This window comes from Bdellovibrio sp. HCB2-146, from assembly GCF_047345725.1.
Taxonomy (GTDB): domain Bacteria; phylum Bdellovibrionota; class Bdellovibrionia; order Bdellovibrionales; family Bdellovibrionaceae; genus Bdellovibrio.
Map to the genome: position 1 here is coordinate 1,156,748 of NZ_JBLEQP010000001.1, position 20,375 is coordinate 1,177,122.

A 20,375-nucleotide genomic window follows, 5' to 3' on the forward strand; every position below is an offset into this window, starting at 1 on the left:
AGAACCTTAAAAGCCCGGCCACAAGCCGGGCTTTTTTATTTTCAACCGTTCTTTGATCCAAGCACAGTCCCGCGCTTCTGAATGCGAGTATCAAGCTGGCCGAAATAGTTTGATCCTATTGTCATGGGTCAACTTGATTTGGTCTCCATATCAAAAAATAAAAGCTTCGTTCAACGCTGCCGAGTTCTTTCGAACGACTTTACGTTTGAATTTGCTCACTTTGATTCGGCGGATGCTTTTTTCGCAGAAAATGAAAACAGCGGCACTATTCGCTGTTTTATTTTAGATTGTACAGAATTCGACAACATCCATGAAGCTGCGGGAACTATTCAAGTTGCGCGGCAAGTGATGGACCGCTCGTACATTATCTGCATTCTAGATTCACGTGTGACACCGGAAGAAATGGATCTGCTTAAAAAATCTGGTGCGAACCTGATTATGCTCGACAATGAATTTACCACAAACAGCAAGCTTGAGTTCGTTTCCAGCCAGGTTATCAAGTCAGCGTATATCCCGCTCAAGGTGATCGACTTAGTTCCAGATTCGACGGTCAGCTGTACGCTTTATATGCTCATGCCGAAGAATGGAAAATTCCTAAAAATCTCTAAACCCGGCAGCAAAATCAGCGCTGACTTTATTAAAAAATACACGGAAGCCCAAGAGCTTTTCATTCACCGTAATGACCTGCCAGCCTGGATTGAATACATCCAAAAGTATCAGCAGCATGATGAGAGCAACGATGCGCGTTCATGCCGTGCGAATTTTTTAAAATTGCAGCAGGCTTTCTTGGAGCTCGTTTTACTTATTAGTGACCAAACCACGTCCACATCATTTTCCGCAGGCCGTGATCTGTTCGCAAACTGCGAAGGCTTTTGCCAAGAACTGCTCTCATCACTAACCGATGTTCAATATCCGTGGGAAGTCATTAACAGCTCATCCATTGGTGACTTTGGCTCGGTCGAGCGTGGAACCGCTGTTGCCGCTTATGCCGGAATGCTTTCACATGTCGCTCTTCCCGATATGTCGGCAAAAATTATGATTGGCGCCTTGTTAGCTGATATTGGACTTATTCTTGTGTCTCCTTCCGTCACTAAAAAAGTTCGAAACGGAGCTGTCGCAAGCTTTGAAGGCGAAGAAAAAATGGAGTTTGAAAAACATCCGATCTATAGCCTCAATCAAATTCTTTCAAAACGAATTCCCCTAGATGATCGCACCAAAGATATTATTTTGATGTCGCATGAGCGTTTAGATCAAAAGGGGTTTCCAAATCGTCCTGGCGCCGTGAAAATCAAAGAAGAATGTATGATCGCCAGATTGGCGGCAGAGCTGGATCAGGCCCTCACTATGAAGATGGGAGAGGAGCGCATCCAATTTAAAGAAGTCTTTCAAAATTTTATCACTAAAAAAATAGCGGACTTGGACGGATACTCGCTCACGCTCCTATTGAAACTCAAACCCCTCTTTGAGGGAAAGCTCAAAGACGAAACTTTTATTGCCGGCACCACAAAAGGCAAAAACCTTTACGGGTTCCGCTAGCTTCTAGAGAACCTTGCTTAAGAAAGATTTTGTCCGCTCGCTTTTTGCATTATTAAAAAGTTCTTGTGGTGGCGCGGATTCAATAATCTGGCCGCCATCCATAAAGAAAACACGGTCGCTAATTTGTTTCGCAAACCCCATCTCGTGGGTGACGACGACCATCGTGCGACCACCATGAGCTAACGATTTAATAACATCTAAAACCTCACCGACCATTTCGGGATCCAGCGCCGACGTCGGCTCGTCAAAAAGCATCACGTGGGGCTCCATCGCCAGCGCGCGCGCGATCGCCACGCGCTGCTGTTGCCCACCGGAAAGCTCTTCAGGATAAGAGTCACCTTTGTCTGCCAGGCCGACGCGCTTGAGAAGTATTTGCGCTTTTTCCTCAGCCTGTTCCCTGGTCATTTTTTTGACCTTCATTGGAGCCAGCGTGATATTTTCTAACGCGGTCAAATGAGGGAATAAATTGAAACGCTGAAACACCATTCCTACATGCGCACGTAAATCGTTCAAATCAGTTTCAGGATTGGTCACTTCAAAATTATCAACTTTGACCACTCCGTCCTGTGCTTGCTCCAGAGCATTGAGGCAACGCAAGAATGTGCTTTTACCGGAACCCGAAGGACCTATAATACAGATCACTTCGTTATCTTGAATCTCGCAGGAGATATCTTTGAGGACCTGTTTCTTGCCGTAAAACTTTTGTAGATTTTGAACCTTGATCATAAGTTTTGATACCTCTTCTCAAGGCGAGTCACTCCGTATGACATCATCAGAGTGATAATAAGATAAATAAACGAAATAAACAGATACGGTTCCCAGTAGCGAGCATAAGCCCCCGCTGCCGTACGAGCGGCGTAAGCAAGCTCTGCCAAGCCGATTGCGGAGACCAAGGAAGAGTCCTTTAAAAGCATAATGGCTTCGTTACCCAATGGTGGAAGCATGCGACGAAATGCTTGAGGAATCACAATTGATTTCATCGTTTGAAAATGACTTAAACCCAAAGAGCGGGCGGCTTCGCTTTGCCCACGGTCAATGGATTGAATGCCTGCTCGGAAAATTTCCGCGATATAGGCTGCGGAATTCAGACTGAGCGCGAGGGCACCTGAAATGAAAGAACCATATTCCCGCTTGAGATAAAGCGCGGTCTCTCCGGTAATCAACAAGCCTTCGTCCGGATGAATCAATAACGGAACAAGTGCAAAGTGAATAAGGAGAATCTGAACAAAAAGAGGCGTACCACGGAAAAAGGTAATGTAAATTTGCGACGGCCAGCGCACCAACAAAGTCACAGGCCATTTCCACGGACCGCGCTCGACGTAAGAAATTTTACCAAGGCCTAAAAAAAGACCGAGAATAGTTCCGGCAACAACGCCGATGAGAGTGAGCTCGATAGTCGTCAAAAGCCCCTGCATGAACAGAGGCATATACTCAGCAATAATATCCGTACGAAACCAAGCAAACATTTATTTTTTCACTTCGCCAAAGTAGCTTTGGTAGATCTTGTCGTAAGTTCCGTCAGCTTTAATTGCTGCCAACCCGTCATTAATCTTTTTAAGAAGTTCGGTGTTTCCTTTTTTAACGCCGATGCCATAGTACTCTTTTTTGAAGCTGGCATCTGAAACGACCTTGAAAGCACTTGAGTTATTTTTTTGGAAGTTATTAATCACTCCGTTATCAGCTACAACGGCATCAACACCACCGTTTTCCAGTTCTTTGATCGCCAGAGGAGTTCCTTCGAAACGTTTGACGTTCGGATTTGATTTACCAACCAAGTTGCTTGCGATCTCGTCGCCAGTTGTACCTGTTTGCACGCCGATTTTTAGATTCTTAAGATCTTCCATCTTCGTAACTTTGGATTTCACAGGAACTGCGATCAATTGAGCGGCTTCAAAATACGGATCAGAGAAATCCATGACCTTTTTGCGTTCTTCAGTGATAGTAATAGCTGAAATCAAAATATCGCGGTCTCCTGATTCAAGCTGGCTGAACAGGCCTTCCCAAGGCGTATTCACGAATTTCAATTGCAGCCCTGATTTTTCTGCGATGGCTTTTAACACGTCAATATCGAACCCTGAGATGGATTTATCTGCGTTCTCGCTCTCAAAAGGTGCGTAAGCCGCATCCGTCCCCACGATAAGTTCTTTAGTCGTTTTTGCCGCTGAAGATCCAGCGTCAGGTTGTTCCGATTTTTTCGTACAAGATACAGAGACAAGCAAAGACAGAATCAAACTTGAAATAATAAATTTCATGGAAACCCCCATCCCATGATTTAACTCTATCTTTATTTTAAATATCAAACTAATTCGCTGGCCAAAGCAGCGAAAGATTAATTGGACGCATCAACTTTCAATACTTGGTCAAAGTACTTCATCAGGCTCGGAGACAAGTAAGTCGGCGCAGTAGGATCCAAGATATAGTACGACAGAATTTCCGCAAAGCATTCATGCGAATTCGTCATTGAATACAGAGTTGGAAATCCATATTGAACTCCCATCACGCGGTCATTGTGGTAGGCGTCCGCTGCTTTGTGATGTTTTATCAGCGCGTACGTCGACTCCCAATCCTTCATAGCCGCTTGGTAATCGACTCCGTTGATGACAAACTCTTTTCCATCCCATGCCCATCCTGATGCCCGCTTAAAACCTTCTTCTGAAGAGATATGCCCATTGGCAATATCAAAAACATGGATCAGCTCATGGAGAACATTGAGTTGTTTTCTTTCAATCTGCGCAAAGGGATCGATAAATTCAGTGCCTTTAAAAAATCTGTCGGTAAATCCGATGACGTTCGTAACAGGATCAACCCACAAAATTCCGCTGTTTGTAGAGCGCATGAATTCAGCTCGGCGTTCAGCTGCATTGTTATACCAAGTCGATCCGTAAACGACGCGGTGAAGTTTGGTAATACCTTTGGATTTGATTGTTTTTAACAAAAACGCCAGACGCGGCCCTTTGATATTGCGAAGGTAACCACTGACGACTTCTTTTTCTTCCGCAGACCAGGCCTTAAACACGACAGCTTCATTGAATGAGTGATGAGGGCAGCGTCGTGCTTCCGCCTGTTCACAGACGAAAGAGTCCTCAAAAGTCATTACGTCTAAAGCCGAGTGAATCTCACCCGCATGGGCGAATACGGTAAATCCTAAAAGTAAAACTGCAGCTAGAAAAAATCTTGTTAACATCCCATCTTAAAATTTCAAGAAAGGTGCCCGTTCAATTGAATCCTAATGCTTTTAAGCCCTTAAAATCGCTCTAAGGGCCCTGTATTTCAGACGGCTGTCTAAGCTTTAGACGCCTATTGATGGCTGTTAATTTTTATTCTTATTGGCGTGCAAGCCGATACGATTGCCTTCGCCATCTTGGATGATGGCATACATACCGTGTTCACCGATATCGGTTTTATCTTTCATGACTTTGCCACCGGCTTGTTGAATTTTTGAAAGAGCTTCATCGATGGACTTCACCGAAAAATAAATCATCGGTCCATCATAGACAGGCTTGTAACCGGAAGCCTGTACCAATGCCCCAGCCGCTCCTTCAGCTCCGTCGTGCATAGGAAAAAGAGCCATCTTGGCTCCCTGACCTTCCATCAAATTCATTTTAACGTCGAAACTGGATTCATAGAATTTGCGTGCACGCATAACATCAGTGACAGGAATCTCGAACCAACCAACTGGATTTCTTCCTTCTACCAAAATCATAAGGGCCTCCTTTTATGGGAAGCCCTTATTTTTTCTCTTTATTGAGAAGAGAACAACTTGTGTCCTAGCAAGACTACTGAACAGCTCCGAGTGCTGCCATATTTTCTTCAATCCATGTTTGGTGTGCATCTACACGAGTGAAGATTGAGAACAACATACATTTCGGAGTCAACCAACCTGGCAATGAATCACCACGGCTTGCAACACCCCATACATGCAATTGACCATTTACTTTCAAGTAAGCCGGACCACCAGAGTCACCAGAGCAAATACCGCGAGTCACAGACTGATCGAGTTTTGCTTCTGTGTTAGAGTAATTAGCGTCGTCGATTTCAAGATCTGTTGTGCGCAAAGTGCCCGCGCCTGCTTTAGGACCGATTGTCCAGCTCAAGCCGTAGCCAGCAACGATTGTGCGCATGCCAGTTCTGATATGACCACGATCGAATAACATAGGAGCCACTTTGTAACCCGCTGGCACTGTGCCTTCGAATTTCAACAAAGCGATATCATACATATCTTTCGCTTTCATTTCTGTCGCGTAGTCTTTGTGAACCACGGATCCAGTGACAAGACGAGCTTGTTCTTTATTTGCATTTTTCATTTCTGGGCCAAAAATCAAAGCCAACTTTTTTGCTTTTGGATCCACGCAGTGAGCTGCTGTCAACACGATGTTCTTTGCAATCAAAGTTCCTGTGCAGATATAGCCGATGTCTGCATAAATACCAACAGTGCTTTGTCCCGCGATATTTGTGTTATCAATTTTTTTACCACCCACGATATTCGCATCAGCAGCAGCATTCATTTGACCTTGTTGGTTTTGTGGAGCGCATCCTACAGCCATGACAAGAGCCAGAGACATCATAATTTTTTTCATTCAAAACCTCCGTTTGATGAGGAAGGTTCTAGTACGCTTTGATGATGTATACCAGCTCATAGTTTGACAAAACTCTGTGCTTTTTGTCGAAAAAAGGTGCCTTCTGTCCCGATTTTTATCCTCGGGACACCTGTATTCGTAACGCGAATATAAAATTTCTTTTTACTAATACGGGCACAGAAGTTTCAGATATTCGTAATCTCGCCTAATGTGTTCTCAATGATTTTAAGAGTCGGATGATCGTTTTTCACAAGCGTATTTGCCTCCATGATAACGGCGGTCATCAAATCCTTTTCGTCCATCGATTTCTCTTCAAAAACAGCGAGTCTTTCAAACTCTTTCCAAGCACGATTTCTTTGTTCCGTGTAAGCGATATAAGAAGCTCGCGAAACTTTTAAGCCTTGAATAGAGAACTTTGCCGTATTGCGATCACCCACATCAGGATCTCCCCGAAAGGCCGCACGAATTGTTTCGACATAGTAACGTGCACCGGTACTAATGAGAGACTCAAAATACGTGCGCCCTAGAATCCCCGAACCCAACCCTGGCATTTCCTTGAACGCTGGTTTTACTTTCAATGCTCCCGTGACACGAATCAGTCCTTTTTTCTCAAGACCAATAAGATATTTATCCGTCGAGCGATCCGTTAAACCGTGCTTTTGCGCGATTTGCTTCGGTGTTTCTCCGCTATAGATCTGCATCAAGTAAGCAAAGAAGTTTTTATTCTTAGCCAAAAACTCTTCTTGATCCGGAGTGAACTCTTCACCCTCTTCCTTAGAAGATTTTGTCATCTGCTCAAGGTCAGCTAAATCCACGTCCAAAATGTCACAGAGCTGAAGCAAGCGATTGAGGCTTAATTCCTCAGGTCCCAAGATTCTTTTGATCGTCGGAACTGAACACTCCAGATCCTCTGCCAAGTTTTCGTATGTCAGGCCCTTCTTTTTCAAAAGTTCCTTGATCGCTTCTTTGATTCGTTGTGATTTAAATTCTTTCATCGTGACTCTCTTAGAAACGCGCATTCATTGAAAATGGTAAAACAGACAACTGCGGAGTTTGCGCTCGGTAGCTTGCGATACAGAATTCTTTCTCAAGAAGATCGGCATCAAAATTTACGCAGTTCAGGCTCATCATTTTTTTAAGTGCGAACATTAAACTTTTCATTTTGCATCTGCCCTTTCAAGTGGCGAAGTGTGTTTCACTTCATTGCTTGAAAAAGAAAATGCAGCATTCCGCCTTGGCTTACAAGGTCGACTCTGAGGGTATCAAATTTTGATCTTTTTTGCTATTTTCAGGCTCAATTTGTAGATTTTGGATCGAAATTCGATACCAAAATAAGGGGCCCCGAACGGGCCCTGTGGGTTATTTTGAGTTAGGATTGCGGTTAAAGAGAATCAAGTAATCCTTCACCCCGGTTTGTTCCATCAAGCCTGAGTACTTACCATCATCGATTTTTTCTTTATAGGTTTTGCGTGCGCCATTGATAATGGCACAACCTAAGGCGCCAGTGCCCGCTGGATCCTGAGCGGTTGCTCCTTCGACCACGCAGCGAGGGCTAAAGCTTGCTTCCTGCTCTTTCGTCACTGGGAACTTTGCAATTGAAATACTCAGGCCTTCGATTTGGTATTCTTCTTTGAGGCGATTGTAAGGATTATTCTTTAACAAATGAGTCGAGTAGATTGAAGGCACCACCACCGCGACACGAAGATTTGCCAGACGAGCCTTTCTAATACCTTCGGCCAATCGAGCCATCTCGTTCTTCATGTCAATTCGCATACCCACGTTGAAGATCTCGATATAAGGAAGCATGGGCTCCATTAACAGAACATCGTACATAAAGCCGTACTCTTGGTTCATTTCAAGAAAGCCTCTCCAAAGTTCCATGTCTTCGATCTGATTCGGAGTCACACCTAAAAAGATAACTGGAGATTCTCGGATCTCCAGTTTAAGTTCCTGAAGCACCATTTTGCCAAAGTCCTCAGGGGTCTGAACTTGTGTGTATTTAATCTTAGTGAGGCCTTCTGGTTGAACCTTCACATTCAAAGCGAAATAAAGCCCTGCTGCCACCACTGCTACTGCTGAAATCCAATAGACGTACTTCATATTCTATACCTCAACTGAGGGCTATCACCCCCGACCCGCCATGGCAAGAGTGATTGTAATCTGATAAAATTGTGCTAATTTGCGGGCATTAACAGAGGACTTGATCCTAATAAGACAGGTACCTTCCAAAATATGATGCAGACGAAAACGACTCCACAGTCTATCTCTTATTTATTGATCGGTTCAGGCCGAGTTGCATCACATATCGCACACTACTTCCAATTGTTAAATATCAGTTTTCAAACATGGGATCGCTCTCAAGATCCTCACGCTATTCGTCGTAAAATTGCGGCTGCAACTCACGTGCTGCTCGCGATCAAGGATGAGGCGATTTTCCCGTTCTATCGCCAGCATCTGGCGGGGCATGAAAAAGTCGTCGTGCATTTTTCCGGCGCTCATCATTTTGATGATATGGTTGCCGTTCATCCATTGATGACATTTGGATCCGATCTCTATACGCAAGAATTTTACGAGCGCATTCACTTTGTCGTGACAGGAGCTGCAAGCCTCACAGAAGCGCTTCCCGGCGTACCGAATAAATTTACTCTTCTGCCTGCGGAACAAAAACCTCTCTATCACGCACTTTGTGTGATTGGCGGAAATTTTGTGACTTTGCTGACAAGTAAAATGCTTACCGGCTTTAAGGATATGAATATTCCACCTGAGGCTGCGCAGGTTTATCTCGAAAAAATTACGGAAAATGTTTTCGCTCAAGGTGCTTCAGCTCTTTCGGGCCCCCTGGTTCGTAAAGATGTGGCGACAGTTGAAGCTAATTTATCCGCTCTTAAAAACGATGACTTCAAAAATATCTACGAGGCCTTTTTGAAAACGTATTGGCCTGAGTATCCAAGAAAGTGAGGCTTCTATGAAAAGCATCCTCGACTTCCAAGAGAAGAAAAATCTGAAAAAGAAAATCTCCATGGTCACGTGTTACGACTATAGCTTCGCGCGATTGCTTGCGAGCAGCGAAGTCGACTGCATGCTGGTCGGTGACTCTTTAGCGATGACCATGTTGGGTAAAAGCACAACATTGGATGTTTCTTCGGACTTGATGGCCGTCTTCACAGAAGCTGTCGTTCGCGGCGCTGGTGGAAAATTTGTTATCGCCGATCTTCCTTTCATGAGCTACCGCAAAGGTCTTACGGCGAATATGACCAGCATTGAGAAAGTGATGAAGGCCGGCGCCCAAGCGGTGAAACTTGAAGGTGCCGCTGGAAACTTAAAACTCATTCGTCACACAGTGGATTCTGGTGTTCCAGTGATGGGACACTTGGGATTAACTCCACAATCAGTCAATCAACTCGGTGGATTTAAAGTTCAAGGTCGTGACGAAGCGGCACAAAGAAAAATCAAAGAACAAGCTTTAAAACTGCAAGAAGCAGGTTGCTTCTCTATTGTCTTAGAAGCCGTTCCCTCTTCCCTGGCTGCCGAAATCACGGCGTCTTTGGATATTCCAACAATCGGTATCGGTGCAGGCATTGATTGCGACGGACAAGTTCTAGTTTTGCAAGACATGCTCGGCATGAACCAAGATTTCAAACCGAAATTTGTGAAAAAATATTTCGAAGGTGCAGATCTCATGATCAAAGCCTTTAACAACTATCATAATGAAGTAGAAAACGGAAAATTCCCAACCGAGAAAGAGAGCTATTCATGATTGAAGTTCTTCGTTCTCCCTCTGAAATGAAAAATTTCCGCAAAACCTTGAAGGGTTCTGTGGGATTTGTTCCGACGATGGGTGCTTTGCACGCTGGACACGAAAGCCTGATGAAACGTGCAGCGCAGGAATGCGACAACGTTATTCTATCTATTTTTGTGAATCCGACACAATTCAACGATCCCAAAGATTTGGAAAAGTATCCAAAAACTTGGGAAGCGGATCTGGAGATGGCCAAACGCAATGGTGTGAAAGCTATTTTCTTTCCTCGCTATGAGGACATGTATCCCGATAACTACAAATACAAAGTTATCGAAAATGATTTTTCAAAAATTTTGGACGGAGTCGATCGTCCCGGTCACTTCGATGGCGTTTTGACAGTCGTCATGAAGCTTTTCCAAATCGTGTCGCCAGATAAAGCTTATTTTGGCGAAAAAGATTTTCAGCAACTGACTTTGATTAAGGGAATGGTCGAAGCCTATTTCTTAGATCTAAAAATTATTCCGGTTCCGACAATGCGTGAACAAGATGGCCTGGCCATGAGTTCGCGCAATGTGCGTTTAACCGCGGAACAGCGCGCTTTGGCTCCGTGGATTTACAAAGCGCTGACACAAAGTAAAACAGCTCAGGAAGCCGCAAGCCTCCTCAGCGAAAAGGGTTTTAACGTGGACTATGTCACAGATCTGCAAGGTCGTAGATTTGCGGCGGCCCGCCTCGGGGAAGTGAGGTTGATTGATAATGTCCAAATCTAAAGTTTTATTCCTTATGACAGGCTCGATTGCCTGTTACAAAGCCTGCCATGTGGTGTCTCGTCTGGTGCAAGCCGGATGCGAAGTGCAAGTTGTCGCCTCTCCGTCGGCTCTGAAGTTCGTGGGGAACGCTACACTTGAAGGTCTTACCGGTAAATCTGTAGTGAGTGATCTTTTTGCCGCTGGCAACGTGATGGATCATATTCACCTTATGCGCTGGGCGGACCTTATTCTCGTGGCTCCAGCCACTGCGAATTTTATCAATAAAGCCGCACAAGGTGTGGGCGATGATTTGCTGCAAACCCTTTTCTTAGCTCATGACTTTAAAAAACCTTTCCTTGTAGCTCCGGCGATGAATACCAGTATGTATGCACATCCGGTGACACAAAAATCTTTGAATGCCCTGAAAGATATGGGCATTCAGATTCTGGAAACGGCATCGGGCATTTTAGCCTGTGGTGAAGAAGGCTGGGGAAAACTTCTTGAGCCTGATTTGATCTTGAAATTCACTCTTGAAGCTTTACAGAATCCTCGAGTCGCGGAAGCTCCAACACCTGTTGCAAAAAACCTGGCTGCCAAGGTCAAAGTTTTGGTCACAGCAGGCGGAACCCAAGAACCGATTGATACTGTTCGTGTGATCAGCAATTTGAGCTCGGGGCAAACCGGAATTAAAATTGCGGAGGCTTTGCAAGATATGGGAATTGATGTGACTTTACTTCAATCTCATTCGGCTTCTAAGAATCACCATGTCGAGCACCGTTTGCTTTTCACAAGCTTCTCAAGCCTTGATGAAAATATGCATAAACTTTTAGCTTCAGATGAATACACACACGTGATTCATGCGGCTGCCGTCAGTGACTATTCAGTCGATACCATTGAAGTGGGCGGTCAAAAATACAAACCTTTTGACGTCAAAAAAGTCAGTTCGGACGCTGATCACATGCAAATTCACCTGAAGCGCAATCACAAGATTGTCGATCGCCTGCATGATTATTCAAAAAATAAAGACATCAAAGTAATCGCGTTTAAATTGACCAGTCATGCTTCTTTTGAAGACCGTATGAAAGCTGTGAACAAGTTATTCCAAAATTCACACGCGGACTTTGTCGTCCATAATGACATGACGGATATCGATATTGTGCAAAGAACCCACAGATTTACTCTGCACAGTCCAGAGAAGGCCGTGATTTGCGAAGATCTGCCAACACTGACTCATGAATTGATTAAAGTGATTTTGCCAAAGGACCTTTTATGATCTTGTGTTTAGATGTCGGGAACACACAAATTTATGGAGGACTCTTCGATAAAGACAAAATGCTTTTGTCTTTTAGAAGAAGTTCTAAAAGTGGCGCATCGTCTGATGAAACAGGAATTTTCCTGCGAACGGTGATTCGTGAAAACGGATATGATCCTGCAAAAATTCGTCAGATCGCGATCTGCAGTGTAGTACCAGAAGTTATTTATTCTCTTCGTGGTGCGTGCATGAAGTATTTCAATATCAATCCGTTTATCTTGCAAGCCGGTGTCAAAACTGGTTTGAAAATTAAGTATCGCAATCCGTTGGAAGTAGGAGCAGACCGTATTGCGAATTCAATTGCCGCAACTCACCTGTATCCTGGAAAAAATCTGATCCTGGTGGACCTCGGCACGGCAACAACATTCTGTGCTGTTACGAAAGACAAAGACTATTTGGGTGGTTCTATCGTTGCGGGTCTCCGACTTTGCATGGAAGCACTGGAAAGTAAAACTTCAAAACTTCCATCCGTCGAAATTATTTCGATGCATGAAGCATTGGGTCGCTCGACGGTCGAAAGCATTCAATCCGGATTGTTCTATGGACATCTCGGAACAATGAGAGAAATCAGCTCTCGCATCACCAAGGAATGCTTTCAAGACGAAAAACCGCTGATCATTGGAACCGGCGGCTTCTCTTATTTGTTTGAAAAAGAAAAAATATTCGACGAAATCGTGCCTGATCTAGTTTTAAAAGGCATGTTGATCGCGCTCCAATACAACGCTTGAGGTATTTTATGAATGTATCAATGTTAAGAACTAAACTCCACCGTGCCACTGTAACAGGCGCTGATTTAAACTACGAAGGATCTGTGAGCATTTGCCCGGATTTGATTAAAGCTTCAGGACTGTTGATCAATGAAAAAGTTGATATTTATAACTGCAACAACGGCGCACGCTTTTCAACATATGTGATCAAAGGCAAAAAAGGCGAAATCTGTCTGAACGGAGCAGCTGCTCGTCACGTACAAAAAGGCGATTTAGTGATCATTGTGTCTTATTGCGGACTGAGCTTCGAAGAAGCGCAAAAACACGAGCCAACAGTGATTTTCGTTGACGAAAAAAACCGTATCAAAGAAAAAAGAAAAGAATCCCGCAAGAATAACAAGTAATATTAAGGTTCTATGACGTTACTCCAACTTCAATCTGGTTCTAAATCCTACGGCTCCAAAGTTCTCTTTGAAGATGCCGCCTTTGCAATTAATGAAGGTGAACACGTAGGCGTGATTGGACCAAACGGGGCTGGAAAAACTACGTTGTTTAAAATCTTAGTGGATCAAGAACACCTCGATACCGGCGAAGTCACCAAATCTCAACAGCTTCGCCTGGGTTACTTGGAACAGGAATCCGACTGGTCCGTAAATGAGAAAGTCGAAGACTATCTCGGGCAAAACTGTATCAAGCCGCTTTGGGAACTCAAACAGCTCGGTCTCAGGCTCGGCCTCACTGAAGATCATTTTCAAGCTCAACTTAAATCACTAAGCGGTGGTTACCGAATGCGTGTGAAGCTTTTGTATCTTATCGGACAAGAGCCTAATTTATTGTTACTGGATGAGCCGACGAATTTCTTGGATCTCGAAACTCTTTTGGTTCTCGAAAACTTCCTGCAAGAGTTTAAAGGTGCCTTCCTGCTTATTTCCCATGACCGCGAATTCCTTCGTCGCGTAACAGATCATATTCTGGAAGTCGAAGCCGGTGACATGGTGAAGTTTGCCGGAAATTTGGATGATTATTTTGAGCAAAAGGCACAACTGCAAGAAATCTTACAGAAACAAGCCATGTCTCAAGCGGCCAAGAAGAAATCTATTATGGATTTCGTCACCCGCTTTGGTGCAAAAGCCACCAAAGCCCGCCAAGCACAAAGCCGCCTTAAAGCCTTAGAGAAAATGGAAACCATTGAACTGAAGGCCGCCCCTACTCATAGCCGTATCAATATTCCTCCAGCAAGTCCCACGGGAAAAATGATTCTGGAAATTGAAGGTGTGAACTGTGGTTATGGCGAGCGCGTGATTCTTAAAAACGTGAACCTGCGCTTGGAGCGCGGCAACCATTTGGGTATTGTGGGTCTTAACGGTGCTGGTAAATCGACGCTTCTAAAATCCCTGGCGACTCAAATTCCTCTTCTTAAAGGTGAAATTAAATGGGGCCATCAGGTTCGCTTTTCTTATTTCGCGCAACATACGCCAGAGGCATTAAATCCGGACCACACTGTTTTTGAAGCTATGGCCTTTGCTGCCCCTAAAGAAATCACGCAACAGGATATTTTGAATATCGCCGGGAGTTTGCTTTTCAGTGGCGATGCGATTCACAAAAAAGTCCGTGTGCTTTCAGGTGGCGAAAAATCACGTGTAGCCCTGGGGCAAATTCTTTTGCAGAAGTCGCCTTTGCTTTTACTGGATGAGCCGACAAATCACTTGGATTTTGATACAGTTGAAGCCATGACCTCGGCTCTTGAAGCTTACGAAGGCACTATCGTCACTGTCAGCCATGACCGTGGATTTATTGGGCGCGTGGCAAATAAAATTCTTGAGGTTAATAACGGCGAGCTCACACTTTACCCTGGAACCTATGACGAATACGTCTGGAGTTTGCAGCGTGGAATCTTGTCCGAGCGACATGATGGACCTGCGACCGCACAACAACAGAAGCAGGCCGCAAATGCGGAAACCACCCCACGCTTTAACTATAAAGAAGAACGCAAACGCATAGAAAACTTGATTCGCAAAGCGCAAAAGTTAATCGAAGAGAGCGACAAGAAAGTTGCGGAACTCGGTAAAAAACGCGATGCTTTGAATGAATCCCTCATCAGTTCGGTGGGTGCCGATGCAGGTCGTTTGGCTAAAGAACTTCATGATATTAGTGAAGTGATTGATCAAACAGAAATGACCATGCTGACAGCAATGGAAGAACAACAGACTCTCGAAAGTCAGTTAAAGGATCTTACGGGCGTCTAACAAAGGAATTTGCACATGCGCGCGTTTCGTTCACTGTTATTTCTGACCCTGGCTTTCTCACTTGCCTCTTGTGCAAGTTACTTCAAGCGCAAACAATGTGAACAAATCAATTGGTTCGAACATGGCAAACAAGTCGCCATGCGCGGAGCTTGGCTTAATTCCGATCAAACTGTGATGGAATGCCGTAAAGTCGACGCCGAAGTTTCAGAAACTCAGTTAGACCTGGGATTTAAAAATGGTGTTTCGGTTTATTGCACAGAGCCGCGTGCCGAACTTGTTGGTAAATCCGGTGACTTTTTCTCTCGAGATATCTGCGAAGGACCGAACATCACTCGCCTGCTTCAAGCTTATCAAAAAGGAAATCGCGATTATTGCCAAAAAAGCAACGGATATAATGCCGGCGTCTCCGGCAAGAAATATCAAGGCGTCTGCACGGCTGAACTCGAAAAAAACTTTCTACCTGAATACAAACGCGGTCGTAAGATTTATGTTCAAGCTCGCGTGACGGACTTGACCGTAGAACGCCAAACTTTGGATTCGAAAATTTCGATGCAGAATTCAACAAGCATGCGATTAAACTCACACGTGAGATCACTTGAAAATCAACGTCAAATGATGGAAGACCGTCGTAATTTTGCGGTCTCGACGCAGAATTTTACGGAAGCCAACTATCTTGCTGGCGAAGTCGGAACGCTGGACAATCAATTGTCATCGGCGCGCTCGGAATACCAAAATTCTCAATCCAAAGTTTCATCGATGGAGGCAGAACGCACGGCCATCGATAAGAATCTGTCTGATTTCAAAGAAGAACTGGCGACTCTGAATTAAAGCGACGTGCTGCTGGGAGCGCGAAACCACTCGATCGCGTCGACATAAGCTTTAGGTTGATAGGCACTGGCCTTTTCATCCCAACGCACTTCCTGCCACCCAAGGCCTTTAAAGGAAGGATTGTCGACATCGCGCTTTTGAATAAAATCAAAAACATTCGAAACAGTTTCGAGTTCCTGCTTCTTCATCAACAAGGATGGAATATGGAACTGAACAAAGGCCACACCCTTGTTCACCTGAGCAAAAGCCTCAGCCCCGTTTTCTAGATATTCTGAATAACGCACTTCTTTTTTCTGAGAAGCACAGCGATCCACAACCAAAAGTTTTTCGGTCACATCCGCATAGTCCATCACAAAGCTAAAGCTGTAACCACCACATTTTTCAATGATAGTTTTGTTGGCTTTGATCTGTCCAAACGACGCAATCGCCATAGGATATTTCGAAGGCAACATCCACAGGTTTTCTTTATCGCGAAGGGCGATTTGCATTTGCGGATTTTTTTGCGACTTGGCTAATAGTTCTTTAAAGGCAGCTCCGTTTTCGTTCACTTTTTCATGCGCGACAAAAAGCAAATCAAAACTCGCCTCGACAAAAGCATCAGAATAACCATTCTTGCGTAGTTCATTCGAAAAATTCGTCACAAAAAGACGGTGCACGCGGGAAGTTTTAAGGGCCAACGGATTTGAAACAAAAAGATTGACGTTACGGATGATTCCCGCGGCTTGCTCTAAAACATTGCGCGCTGGAGTTTCTGTTTTTCCTGGTAAGAGATTTTCCTGGCGCAGGAACTGTGCAAGCTGGCCCGCAAAAGCATAACGATCTGCAGACGAAAGCGCTCGGTAAGAGTTCACCAAGCTTGCCGTCAACATCGGACGAAGGCTCATTTGCACAACTTCAGATTGGAACTCCTTGTCGCCTTCAGTTGCGTTCTGACAAATTCCATAGTGCTCAGAACGCTTCCATGGAGATTCACAATAGCCGCGTATAGATTTAATCACATAGGGCCATTTCACTTTGCGAAGGGCTGTCATCACATGCGTTTGCGGATCCCCGATATCAACATCCCCACCCTCAAGTGAAACCAAAAGATCAGTGATCACCTCTTCGGTTAAATCCTGTTGTTCAAAAGAATTATCGTTACGTTCGCGGTACCAAACTTTCGCAAGAGCTTTCTCGAGGTGTCCCGGAGCATCGAGCAGGGCCTCGCCCATATAAATATGATGCCCCATCACTCGGAAAAGGAGAGGTCGATCTGAAATAATCGTGATTTGAGTTTTTTTATAGAACGGCTCAAGACTTTCTAACAATCTTTCCGCCCGTTGTACGCGGTATGAAAGATCCCGAAGCTTGTCTGCAAAATAAGTATTATAGGGAGTGGGCTTATTCAGAGCACATCTGAATAATGTTTCCGTTCCCTGCTCGGTGACTCTGTCAATTCTTTCGACAACCTTGGAATCAATACAGAGAGGCCTCTGGGTCATCGAAAGGACCGCAAAGCTAAGTAAGCAGAAACAGACAATACTAATGGAAGTAAACCACCGATTCATCATACCTACAGCCTTGAATTGCAAAAGGTGGGCCCTCAAAAAATACCCCACAAAAAAACTATTGCGCCCATAGACTCGATCCCGCAGAATTTAAGTATGAAAAATATTTTGTTTATCGCCGCCGTATTTTTAGTAGCTGGCTGCTCAAGCCAACCAACTCAACCGACTCAAGCCTCAGACGCCTACACGGGAAGTGAGTCTGATATCTCAGGACAAAAAGCAGCTCCTGCCCACGGTGAACCGTCAACAACGGTGTACACGGAACCAGGTAAATCTCCTTCCTTGGAGATCGCTCCAGCGAAAACAACTTCGGGAAGTCGCAATTGTGAAACACCGCTTGGAACAATTCCTGACGGTGGTTCTTTAACTGGATATATGAAGGCAACCGTTCCTTATCCTGATGTCTGTATCTCTGATACGATCACTTGCAAAAATGGCAAGTGGTCGGGACAAGCCATTCATAAAGAATGTAAAATTATCAAAAAGAAATAAGCCTGAGTTATCCCACGACATAGATTTCCTCCACCTTGATTTGCAAGAGAAACTCTTCGTCGTGGGACACCACCAAAAGCGCGCCTTCGTAGGCTTGCAAAGCCTCTTCTAAAACTTCGAGACTGCCAAGATCTAAATTATTCGTCGGTTCATCCAGAATCAAAAACTGTGGTGCCGGATCTGCCAACAAGATCTTCGCCAAAGAAGCCTTGAGTTTTTCTCCCCCGCTGAGGGTTTCAATGTTTTGATAAACTTTGTCCCCATAAAATTGAAAATGCGCCAACTGATTGCGGATCTCTATTTGATCTTTCTTGGTTATTGCCATCACATTTTCTAAAACACTCAAGGCGGGATCTAACACAGAATATTGTTGATCCAAATAAGCAAACGGCAACGTTGCCCGTTTTATCAGACCTTCTTTCTCACCTTGCGGAGCCTCACCTCCAGAAAGAAGCAACCGCAAAAGCGTTGTTTTGCCTGCTCCATTTTTTCCGGCCAAGGCCCACCTGCGAGGTCCTTGCATGATCAGAGAGATTTTTTCTCGCCAAAGAAACTCTTTTGCGCCCGGGTATTTGAAATTGAACTCCTCAATTTCAAATACTAGCTTCCCCGATGGAATTGAAGTTTCCGGTAAGTGTAGATTTAAACTGTTCTCGATTTTTTGCGATTCCCACAGTTCACGAAAATTTTCGGCCGACTGATCAACACGCTTTTCTTCGTTCACATGAATTTTATTTCGCGTTTCTTGGGCTTGCCTTTTAAGACCACCCACTATAATTCTTGGCAGACTTCCGCTTTTGCCCAGCTTGTCGCCTCGGCGTATTCGCTTGTCTTGAGCGTCTAGCTTTTCATGATATTCGCGTTCTTTCTTTTTCTTATCACGTCGGGCTTCATCCAATCGACGCGCTTGCAAAGCCCGCTCTGATTCTTTCTGCTCACTATAAAAATCGTAATTGCCTCCATAGACACTGAGACCTTGATTCGAAAGCTCAAGTACAGTTTCTACTTCGCGAAGCAATTGTCGATCATGGCTGATGACCAATATCCCCGCCTGATACGAGCGCACGAACTCTGTGACAAAAGTACGCGCCTCCACATCCAAATTATTTGTCGGCTCATCTAAAATTAAAAGCCCAGGCGAATAGGCCAAACTTCGCGCCAACCGCACTCGCATCCATTCGCCACCACTTAAAATGCGCAATGAACTTTCCAACGAAAGCTCGCCGACTAATTGCGACCATAAGGGTTCATTTGCCGCAGGACTTTCCCATAACGGCATCAAGAATTCTCCTATAGTTTGCTCAGGACGCGCTTCTTCCTGTGGTAAATACAAAACCGCATGCGATCTTTCGATCTCACCGGAAGAAGGCTCAAGCAGACCCGCCATAATTTTTGCCAGTGTGCTTTTACCAACGCCATTGGGTCCCACCAAAGCATAGCGAGTGTTTGTGAGAGTAAATGAAATGGAATGAAAGAGCTGATCCCCTTGTGGAAGATCAAAGCTCAAGGACCTCGCGGTCACCTGAAATAAATTGTACGACATTAAAAAATCCGTCCGCGGCCCTAGAAAGGGCCTTTAGAAATTAATAAAAAAGAAATAACGACGGATTTATTTTCTCATAGAGTGTCTGGTTTAGAGCCAGACACAATCAATATAAACGATTCGGAAGAAATTCGCAAACCTATGATTCAAAATGAAATTAAGACGGTGTGACCGCGCCTAACGGCTTTAAAATCCCCACTTTGCCGACCTTCGACGGGAGGGTATGTTGGATTTTTTCAGTCATCCAAGGATAAATATCGATCAACTTTTGCAGATCAAGGCCCGTCTTGATACCCATGCCTTGGAACATGTAAACGACATCTTCTGTCGCGACATTTCCTGCAGCTCCGGGAGCATAGGGGCATCCACCCAATCCACCAAGGCTCGCATCGAAAACACGAACGCCGACTTTGTACGCCTCCAGAATGTTCGCTAACGCCTGCCCACGAGTGTCGTGGAAGTGTGCTGCGAGTTTTTTAACTGGAACCACTTTTTTGAGTTTTTTGAAAAGGCTTTCGACTTGTCCCACATTCGCTACACCAATAGTGTCGCCGATAGAAATTTCATAGACGCCTAATTTATTCATGCGCTCTGCTAATTTCACCACGCGTGCTTCAGGAACTTTGCCCTCAAATGGACAACCAAAACAAGTCGATAAATAACCACGCACCTTGATTTTATGTTTCTTCGCCAAAGCCATCACCGGCTTAAAGCGCTCAAAACTCTCATCAATGCTACAGTTGATATTCTTCAGAGAGAAAGATTCAGAGCAAGCGGCAAAGATCGCCACTTCCTTAACGCCACTTTCGATCGCGTCCATCATGCCGCGTTCATTTGGAACAAGAACTGAAAATTCCATTTTCTTTGGAAGGTCGCCAGCTTTCTGCAAAGCCAAAGCTTTAGAAACCACTTCAGACGTCCCGGCCATTTGTGGAACCCACTTAGGCGAAACAAACGCACCAAGTTCCAAACGTTTTGAACCTGCCGTGATCAAGCGACGCGCAAACTCCACGCGAGTGTCTGCATCCAAAACGTGTTTCTCGTTTTGAAGTCCATCTCTTAATCCCATTTCAACAATAACAACGGCGTTCTTTTTCAT

The 20,375-nt window shown here is 44.6% G+C and carries 22 protein-coding genes; 10 read left to right on the plus strand and 12 right to left on the minus strand.

Annotated features, from left to right (window positions below; all coding sequences use genetic code 11):
- Positions 1-123 precede the first annotated feature (123 nt).
- Positions 124-1,536 carry an HD domain-containing phosphohydrolase gene (locus ACLWOR_RS05640; RefSeq protein WP_413939705.1) on the plus strand — a complete coding sequence of 471 codons (1,413 nt, stop codon included), beginning with the start codon at positions 124-126 and terminating at the stop codon, positions 1,534-1,536.
- Between the two features lie 3 nt (positions 1,537-1,539).
- Here the strand turns inward: ACLWOR_RS05640 and ACLWOR_RS05645 are convergent, their stop codons facing one another.
- The 9 genes from ACLWOR_RS05645 to ACLWOR_RS05685 all read right to left on the minus strand — a co-directional run bounded on the left by ACLWOR_RS05645 (position 1,540) and on the right by ACLWOR_RS05685 (position 8,213).
- Positions 1,540-2,262, minus strand: coding sequence for an amino acid ABC transporter ATP-binding protein (locus ACLWOR_RS05645; protein ID WP_413939706.1), 723 nt, complete (start codon positions 2,260-2,262; stop codon positions 1,540-1,542).
- Complete coding sequence (locus tag ACLWOR_RS05650) at positions 2,259-3,002, minus strand: amino acid ABC transporter permease (RefSeq protein WP_413939707.1); 744 nt, start codon at positions 3,000-3,002, stop codon at positions 2,259-2,261. The genes ACLWOR_RS05645 and ACLWOR_RS05650 overlap by 4 nt, the downstream gene beginning before the upstream one ends.
- Positions 3,003-3,788 carry a basic amino acid ABC transporter substrate-binding protein gene (locus ACLWOR_RS05655; RefSeq protein ID WP_413939708.1) on the minus strand — a complete coding sequence of 262 codons (786 nt, stop codon included), beginning with the start codon at positions 3,786-3,788 and terminating at the stop codon, positions 3,003-3,005. It lies immediately after the preceding gene.
- A gap of 77 nt (positions 3,789-3,865) precedes the next feature.
- Positions 3,866-4,720 (minus strand): hypothetical protein, encoded by an 855-nt coding sequence (locus tag ACLWOR_RS05660; RefSeq protein ID WP_413939709.1) that lies wholly within the window; start codon positions 4,718-4,720, stop codon positions 3,866-3,868.
- Positions 4,721-4,846: 126 nt separating this feature from the next.
- Entirely contained in the window at positions 4,847-5,239 is a 393-nt protein-coding gene (locus tag ACLWOR_RS05665; RefSeq protein ID WP_413939710.1) for a VOC family protein, read from the minus strand.
- A 73-nt stretch (positions 5,240-5,312) separates the two neighbouring features.
- Positions 5,313-6,113 (minus strand): S1 family peptidase, encoded by an 801-nt coding sequence (locus ACLWOR_RS05670; RefSeq protein ID WP_413939711.1) that lies wholly within the window; start codon positions 6,111-6,113, stop codon positions 5,313-5,315.
- Positions 6,114-6,298: 185 nt separating this feature from the next.
- On the minus strand, positions 6,299-7,108 hold the full coding sequence (locus tag ACLWOR_RS05675; RefSeq protein ID WP_413939712.1) for a helix-turn-helix domain-containing protein: 810 nt from the start codon (positions 7,106-7,108) through the stop codon (positions 6,299-6,301).
- 10 nt (positions 7,109-7,118) lie between these two features.
- Positions 7,119-7,274, minus strand: a complete 156-nt coding sequence (locus tag ACLWOR_RS05680; protein ID WP_413939713.1) for a hypothetical protein — start codon at positions 7,272-7,274, stop codon at positions 7,119-7,121.
- A gap of 198 nt (positions 7,275-7,472) precedes the next feature.
- Positions 7,473-8,213 carry a hypothetical protein gene (locus ACLWOR_RS05685; protein WP_413939714.1) on the minus strand — a complete coding sequence of 247 codons (741 nt, stop codon included), beginning with the start codon at positions 8,211-8,213 and terminating at the stop codon, positions 7,473-7,475.
- Between the two features lie 132 nt (positions 8,214-8,345).
- On the opposite strand from ACLWOR_RS05685, the gene ACLWOR_RS05690 reads away from it, so the two are divergent.
- The 8 genes from ACLWOR_RS05690 to ACLWOR_RS05725 are packed head-to-tail and all read left to right on the plus strand — an operon-like array spanning position 8,346 to position 15,694.
- The gene (locus ACLWOR_RS05690; RefSeq protein ID WP_413939715.1) at positions 8,346-9,071 is read left to right on the plus strand and encodes a DUF2520 domain-containing protein; all 726 of its coding nucleotides are present in this window, start codon (positions 8,346-8,348) and stop codon (positions 9,069-9,071) included.
- A gap of 7 nt (positions 9,072-9,078) precedes the next feature.
- Positions 9,079-9,870, plus strand: coding sequence for a 3-methyl-2-oxobutanoate hydroxymethyltransferase (gene panB, locus ACLWOR_RS05695; protein WP_413939716.1), 792 nt, complete (start codon positions 9,079-9,081; stop codon positions 9,868-9,870).
- Complete coding sequence (panC, locus tag ACLWOR_RS05700; RefSeq protein WP_413939717.1) at positions 9,867-10,622, plus strand: pantoate--beta-alanine ligase; 756 nt, start codon at positions 9,867-9,869, stop codon at positions 10,620-10,622. The genes panB and panC overlap by 4 nt, the downstream gene beginning before the upstream one ends.
- Positions 10,609-11,874 carry a bifunctional phosphopantothenoylcysteine decarboxylase/phosphopantothenate--cysteine ligase CoaBC gene (gene coaBC / locus ACLWOR_RS05705; protein ID WP_413939718.1) on the plus strand — a complete coding sequence of 422 codons (1,266 nt, stop codon included), beginning with the start codon at positions 10,609-10,611 and terminating at the stop codon, positions 11,872-11,874. Before panC ends, coaBC begins: the two co-directional genes overlap by 14 nt.
- Positions 11,871-12,641, plus strand: a complete 771-nt coding sequence (locus ACLWOR_RS05710) for a type III pantothenate kinase (RefSeq protein WP_413939719.1) — start codon at positions 11,871-11,873, stop codon at positions 12,639-12,641. Before coaBC ends, ACLWOR_RS05710 begins: the two co-directional genes overlap by 4 nt.
- Positions 12,642-12,649: 8 nt before the next feature.
- Positions 12,650-13,024: an aspartate 1-decarboxylase gene (panD, locus tag ACLWOR_RS05715; RefSeq protein ID WP_413939720.1), complete on the plus strand. Its 375-nt coding sequence runs from the start codon at positions 12,650-12,652 to the stop codon at positions 13,022-13,024.
- A 12-nt stretch (positions 13,025-13,036) separates the two neighbouring features.
- A complete protein-coding gene (locus ACLWOR_RS05720; protein WP_413939721.1) occupies positions 13,037-14,866 on the plus strand; it encodes an ABC-F family ATP-binding cassette domain-containing protein in 1,830 nt (609 codons plus the stop codon).
- Positions 14,867-14,881: 15 nt separating this feature from the next.
- Entirely contained in the window at positions 14,882-15,694 is an 813-nt protein-coding gene (locus tag ACLWOR_RS05725; protein ID WP_413939722.1) for a DUF2799 domain-containing protein, read from the plus strand.
- Here the strand turns inward: ACLWOR_RS05725 and ACLWOR_RS05730 are convergent.
- Positions 15,691-17,001 carry a hypothetical protein gene (locus ACLWOR_RS05730; RefSeq protein ID WP_413939723.1) on the minus strand — a complete coding sequence of 437 codons (1,311 nt, stop codon included), beginning with the start codon at positions 16,999-17,001 and terminating at the stop codon, positions 15,691-15,693. The two genes, ACLWOR_RS05725 and ACLWOR_RS05730, sit on opposite strands and share 4 nt — an antisense overlap.
- Positions 17,002-17,337: 336 nt before the next feature.
- Here ACLWOR_RS05730 and ACLWOR_RS05735 point away from each other — a divergent pair, with 336 nt between their 5' ends.
- The gene (locus ACLWOR_RS05735) at positions 17,338-17,733 is read left to right on the plus strand and encodes a hypothetical protein (protein ID WP_413939724.1); all 396 of its coding nucleotides are present in this window, start codon (positions 17,338-17,340) and stop codon (positions 17,731-17,733) included.
- A gap of 7 nt (positions 17,734-17,740) precedes the next feature.
- Here ACLWOR_RS05735 and ACLWOR_RS05740 read toward each other — a convergent pair whose 3' ends face one another.
- Both ACLWOR_RS05740 and ACLWOR_RS05745 read right to left on the minus strand, forming a co-directional pair.
- Positions 17,741-19,276: an ABC-F family ATP-binding cassette domain-containing protein gene (locus ACLWOR_RS05740; RefSeq protein WP_413939725.1), complete on the minus strand. Its 1,536-nt coding sequence runs from the start codon at positions 19,274-19,276 to the stop codon at positions 17,741-17,743.
- A 157-nt stretch (positions 19,277-19,433) separates the two neighbouring features.
- On the minus strand, positions 19,434-20,375 hold the full coding sequence (locus ACLWOR_RS05745; protein ID WP_413939726.1) for a hydroxymethylglutaryl-CoA lyase: 942 nt from the start codon (positions 20,373-20,375) through the stop codon (positions 19,434-19,436).

Bases quoted from the DNA above. Each gene is read 5' to 3' on its own strand.
- ACLWOR_RS05640 (WP_413939705.1), top strand. From the start codon at position 124: ATGGGTCAACTTGATTTGGTCTCCATATCAAAAAATAAAAGCTTCGTT.
- ACLWOR_RS05645 (WP_413939706.1), bottom strand. From the start codon at position 2,262: ATGATCAAGGTTCAAAATCTACAAAAGTTTTACGGCAAGAAACAGGTC.
- ACLWOR_RS05650 (WP_413939707.1), bottom strand. From the start codon at position 3,002: ATGTTTGCTTGGTTTCGTACGGATATTATTGCTGAGTATATGCCTCTG.
- ACLWOR_RS05655 (WP_413939708.1), bottom strand. From the start codon at position 3,788: ATGAAATTTATTATTTCAAGTTTGATTCTGTCTTTGCTTGTCTCTGTA.
- ACLWOR_RS05660 (WP_413939709.1), bottom strand. From the start codon at position 4,720: ATGTTAACAAGATTTTTTCTAGCTGCAGTTTTACTTTTAGGATTTACC.
- ACLWOR_RS05665 (WP_413939710.1), bottom strand. From the start codon at position 5,239: ATGATTTTGGTAGAAGGAAGAAATCCAGTTGGTTGGTTCGAGATTCCT.
- ACLWOR_RS05670 (WP_413939711.1), bottom strand. From the start codon at position 6,113: ATGAAAAAAATTATGATGTCTCTGGCTCTTGTCATGGCTGTAGGATGC.
- ACLWOR_RS05675 (WP_413939712.1), bottom strand. From the start codon at position 7,108: ATGAAAGAATTTAAATCACAACGAATCAAAGAAGCGATCAAGGAACTT.
- ACLWOR_RS05680 (WP_413939713.1), bottom strand. From the start codon at position 7,274: ATGAAAAGTTTAATGTTCGCACTTAAAAAAATGATGAGCCTGAACTGC.
- ACLWOR_RS05685 (WP_413939714.1), bottom strand. From the start codon at position 8,213: ATGAAGTACGTCTATTGGATTTCAGCAGTAGCAGTGGTGGCAGCAGGG.
- ACLWOR_RS05690 (WP_413939715.1), top strand. From the start codon at position 8,346: ATGATGCAGACGAAAACGACTCCACAGTCTATCTCTTATTTATTGATC.
- panB (WP_413939716.1), top strand. From the start codon at position 9,079: ATGAAAAGCATCCTCGACTTCCAAGAGAAGAAAAATCTGAAAAAGAAA.
- panC (WP_413939717.1), top strand. From the start codon at position 9,867: ATGATTGAAGTTCTTCGTTCTCCCTCTGAAATGAAAAATTTCCGCAAA.
- coaBC (WP_413939718.1), top strand. From the start codon at position 10,609: ATGTCCAAATCTAAAGTTTTATTCCTTATGACAGGCTCGATTGCCTGT.
- ACLWOR_RS05710 (WP_413939719.1), top strand. From the start codon at position 11,871: ATGATCTTGTGTTTAGATGTCGGGAACACACAAATTTATGGAGGACTC.
- panD (WP_413939720.1), top strand. From the start codon at position 12,650: ATGAATGTATCAATGTTAAGAACTAAACTCCACCGTGCCACTGTAACA.
- ACLWOR_RS05720 (WP_413939721.1), top strand. From the start codon at position 13,037: ATGACGTTACTCCAACTTCAATCTGGTTCTAAATCCTACGGCTCCAAA.
- ACLWOR_RS05725 (WP_413939722.1), top strand. From the start codon at position 14,882: ATGCGCGCGTTTCGTTCACTGTTATTTCTGACCCTGGCTTTCTCACTT.
- ACLWOR_RS05735 (WP_413939724.1), top strand. From the start codon at position 17,338: ATGAAAAATATTTTGTTTATCGCCGCCGTATTTTTAGTAGCTGGCTGC.
- ACLWOR_RS05740 (WP_413939725.1), bottom strand. From the start codon at position 19,276: ATGTCGTACAATTTATTTCAGGTGACCGCGAGGTCCTTGAGCTTTGAT.
- ACLWOR_RS05745 (WP_413939726.1), bottom strand. From the start codon at position 20,375: ATGAAAAAGAACGCCGTTGTTATTGTTGAAATGGGATTAAGAGATGGA.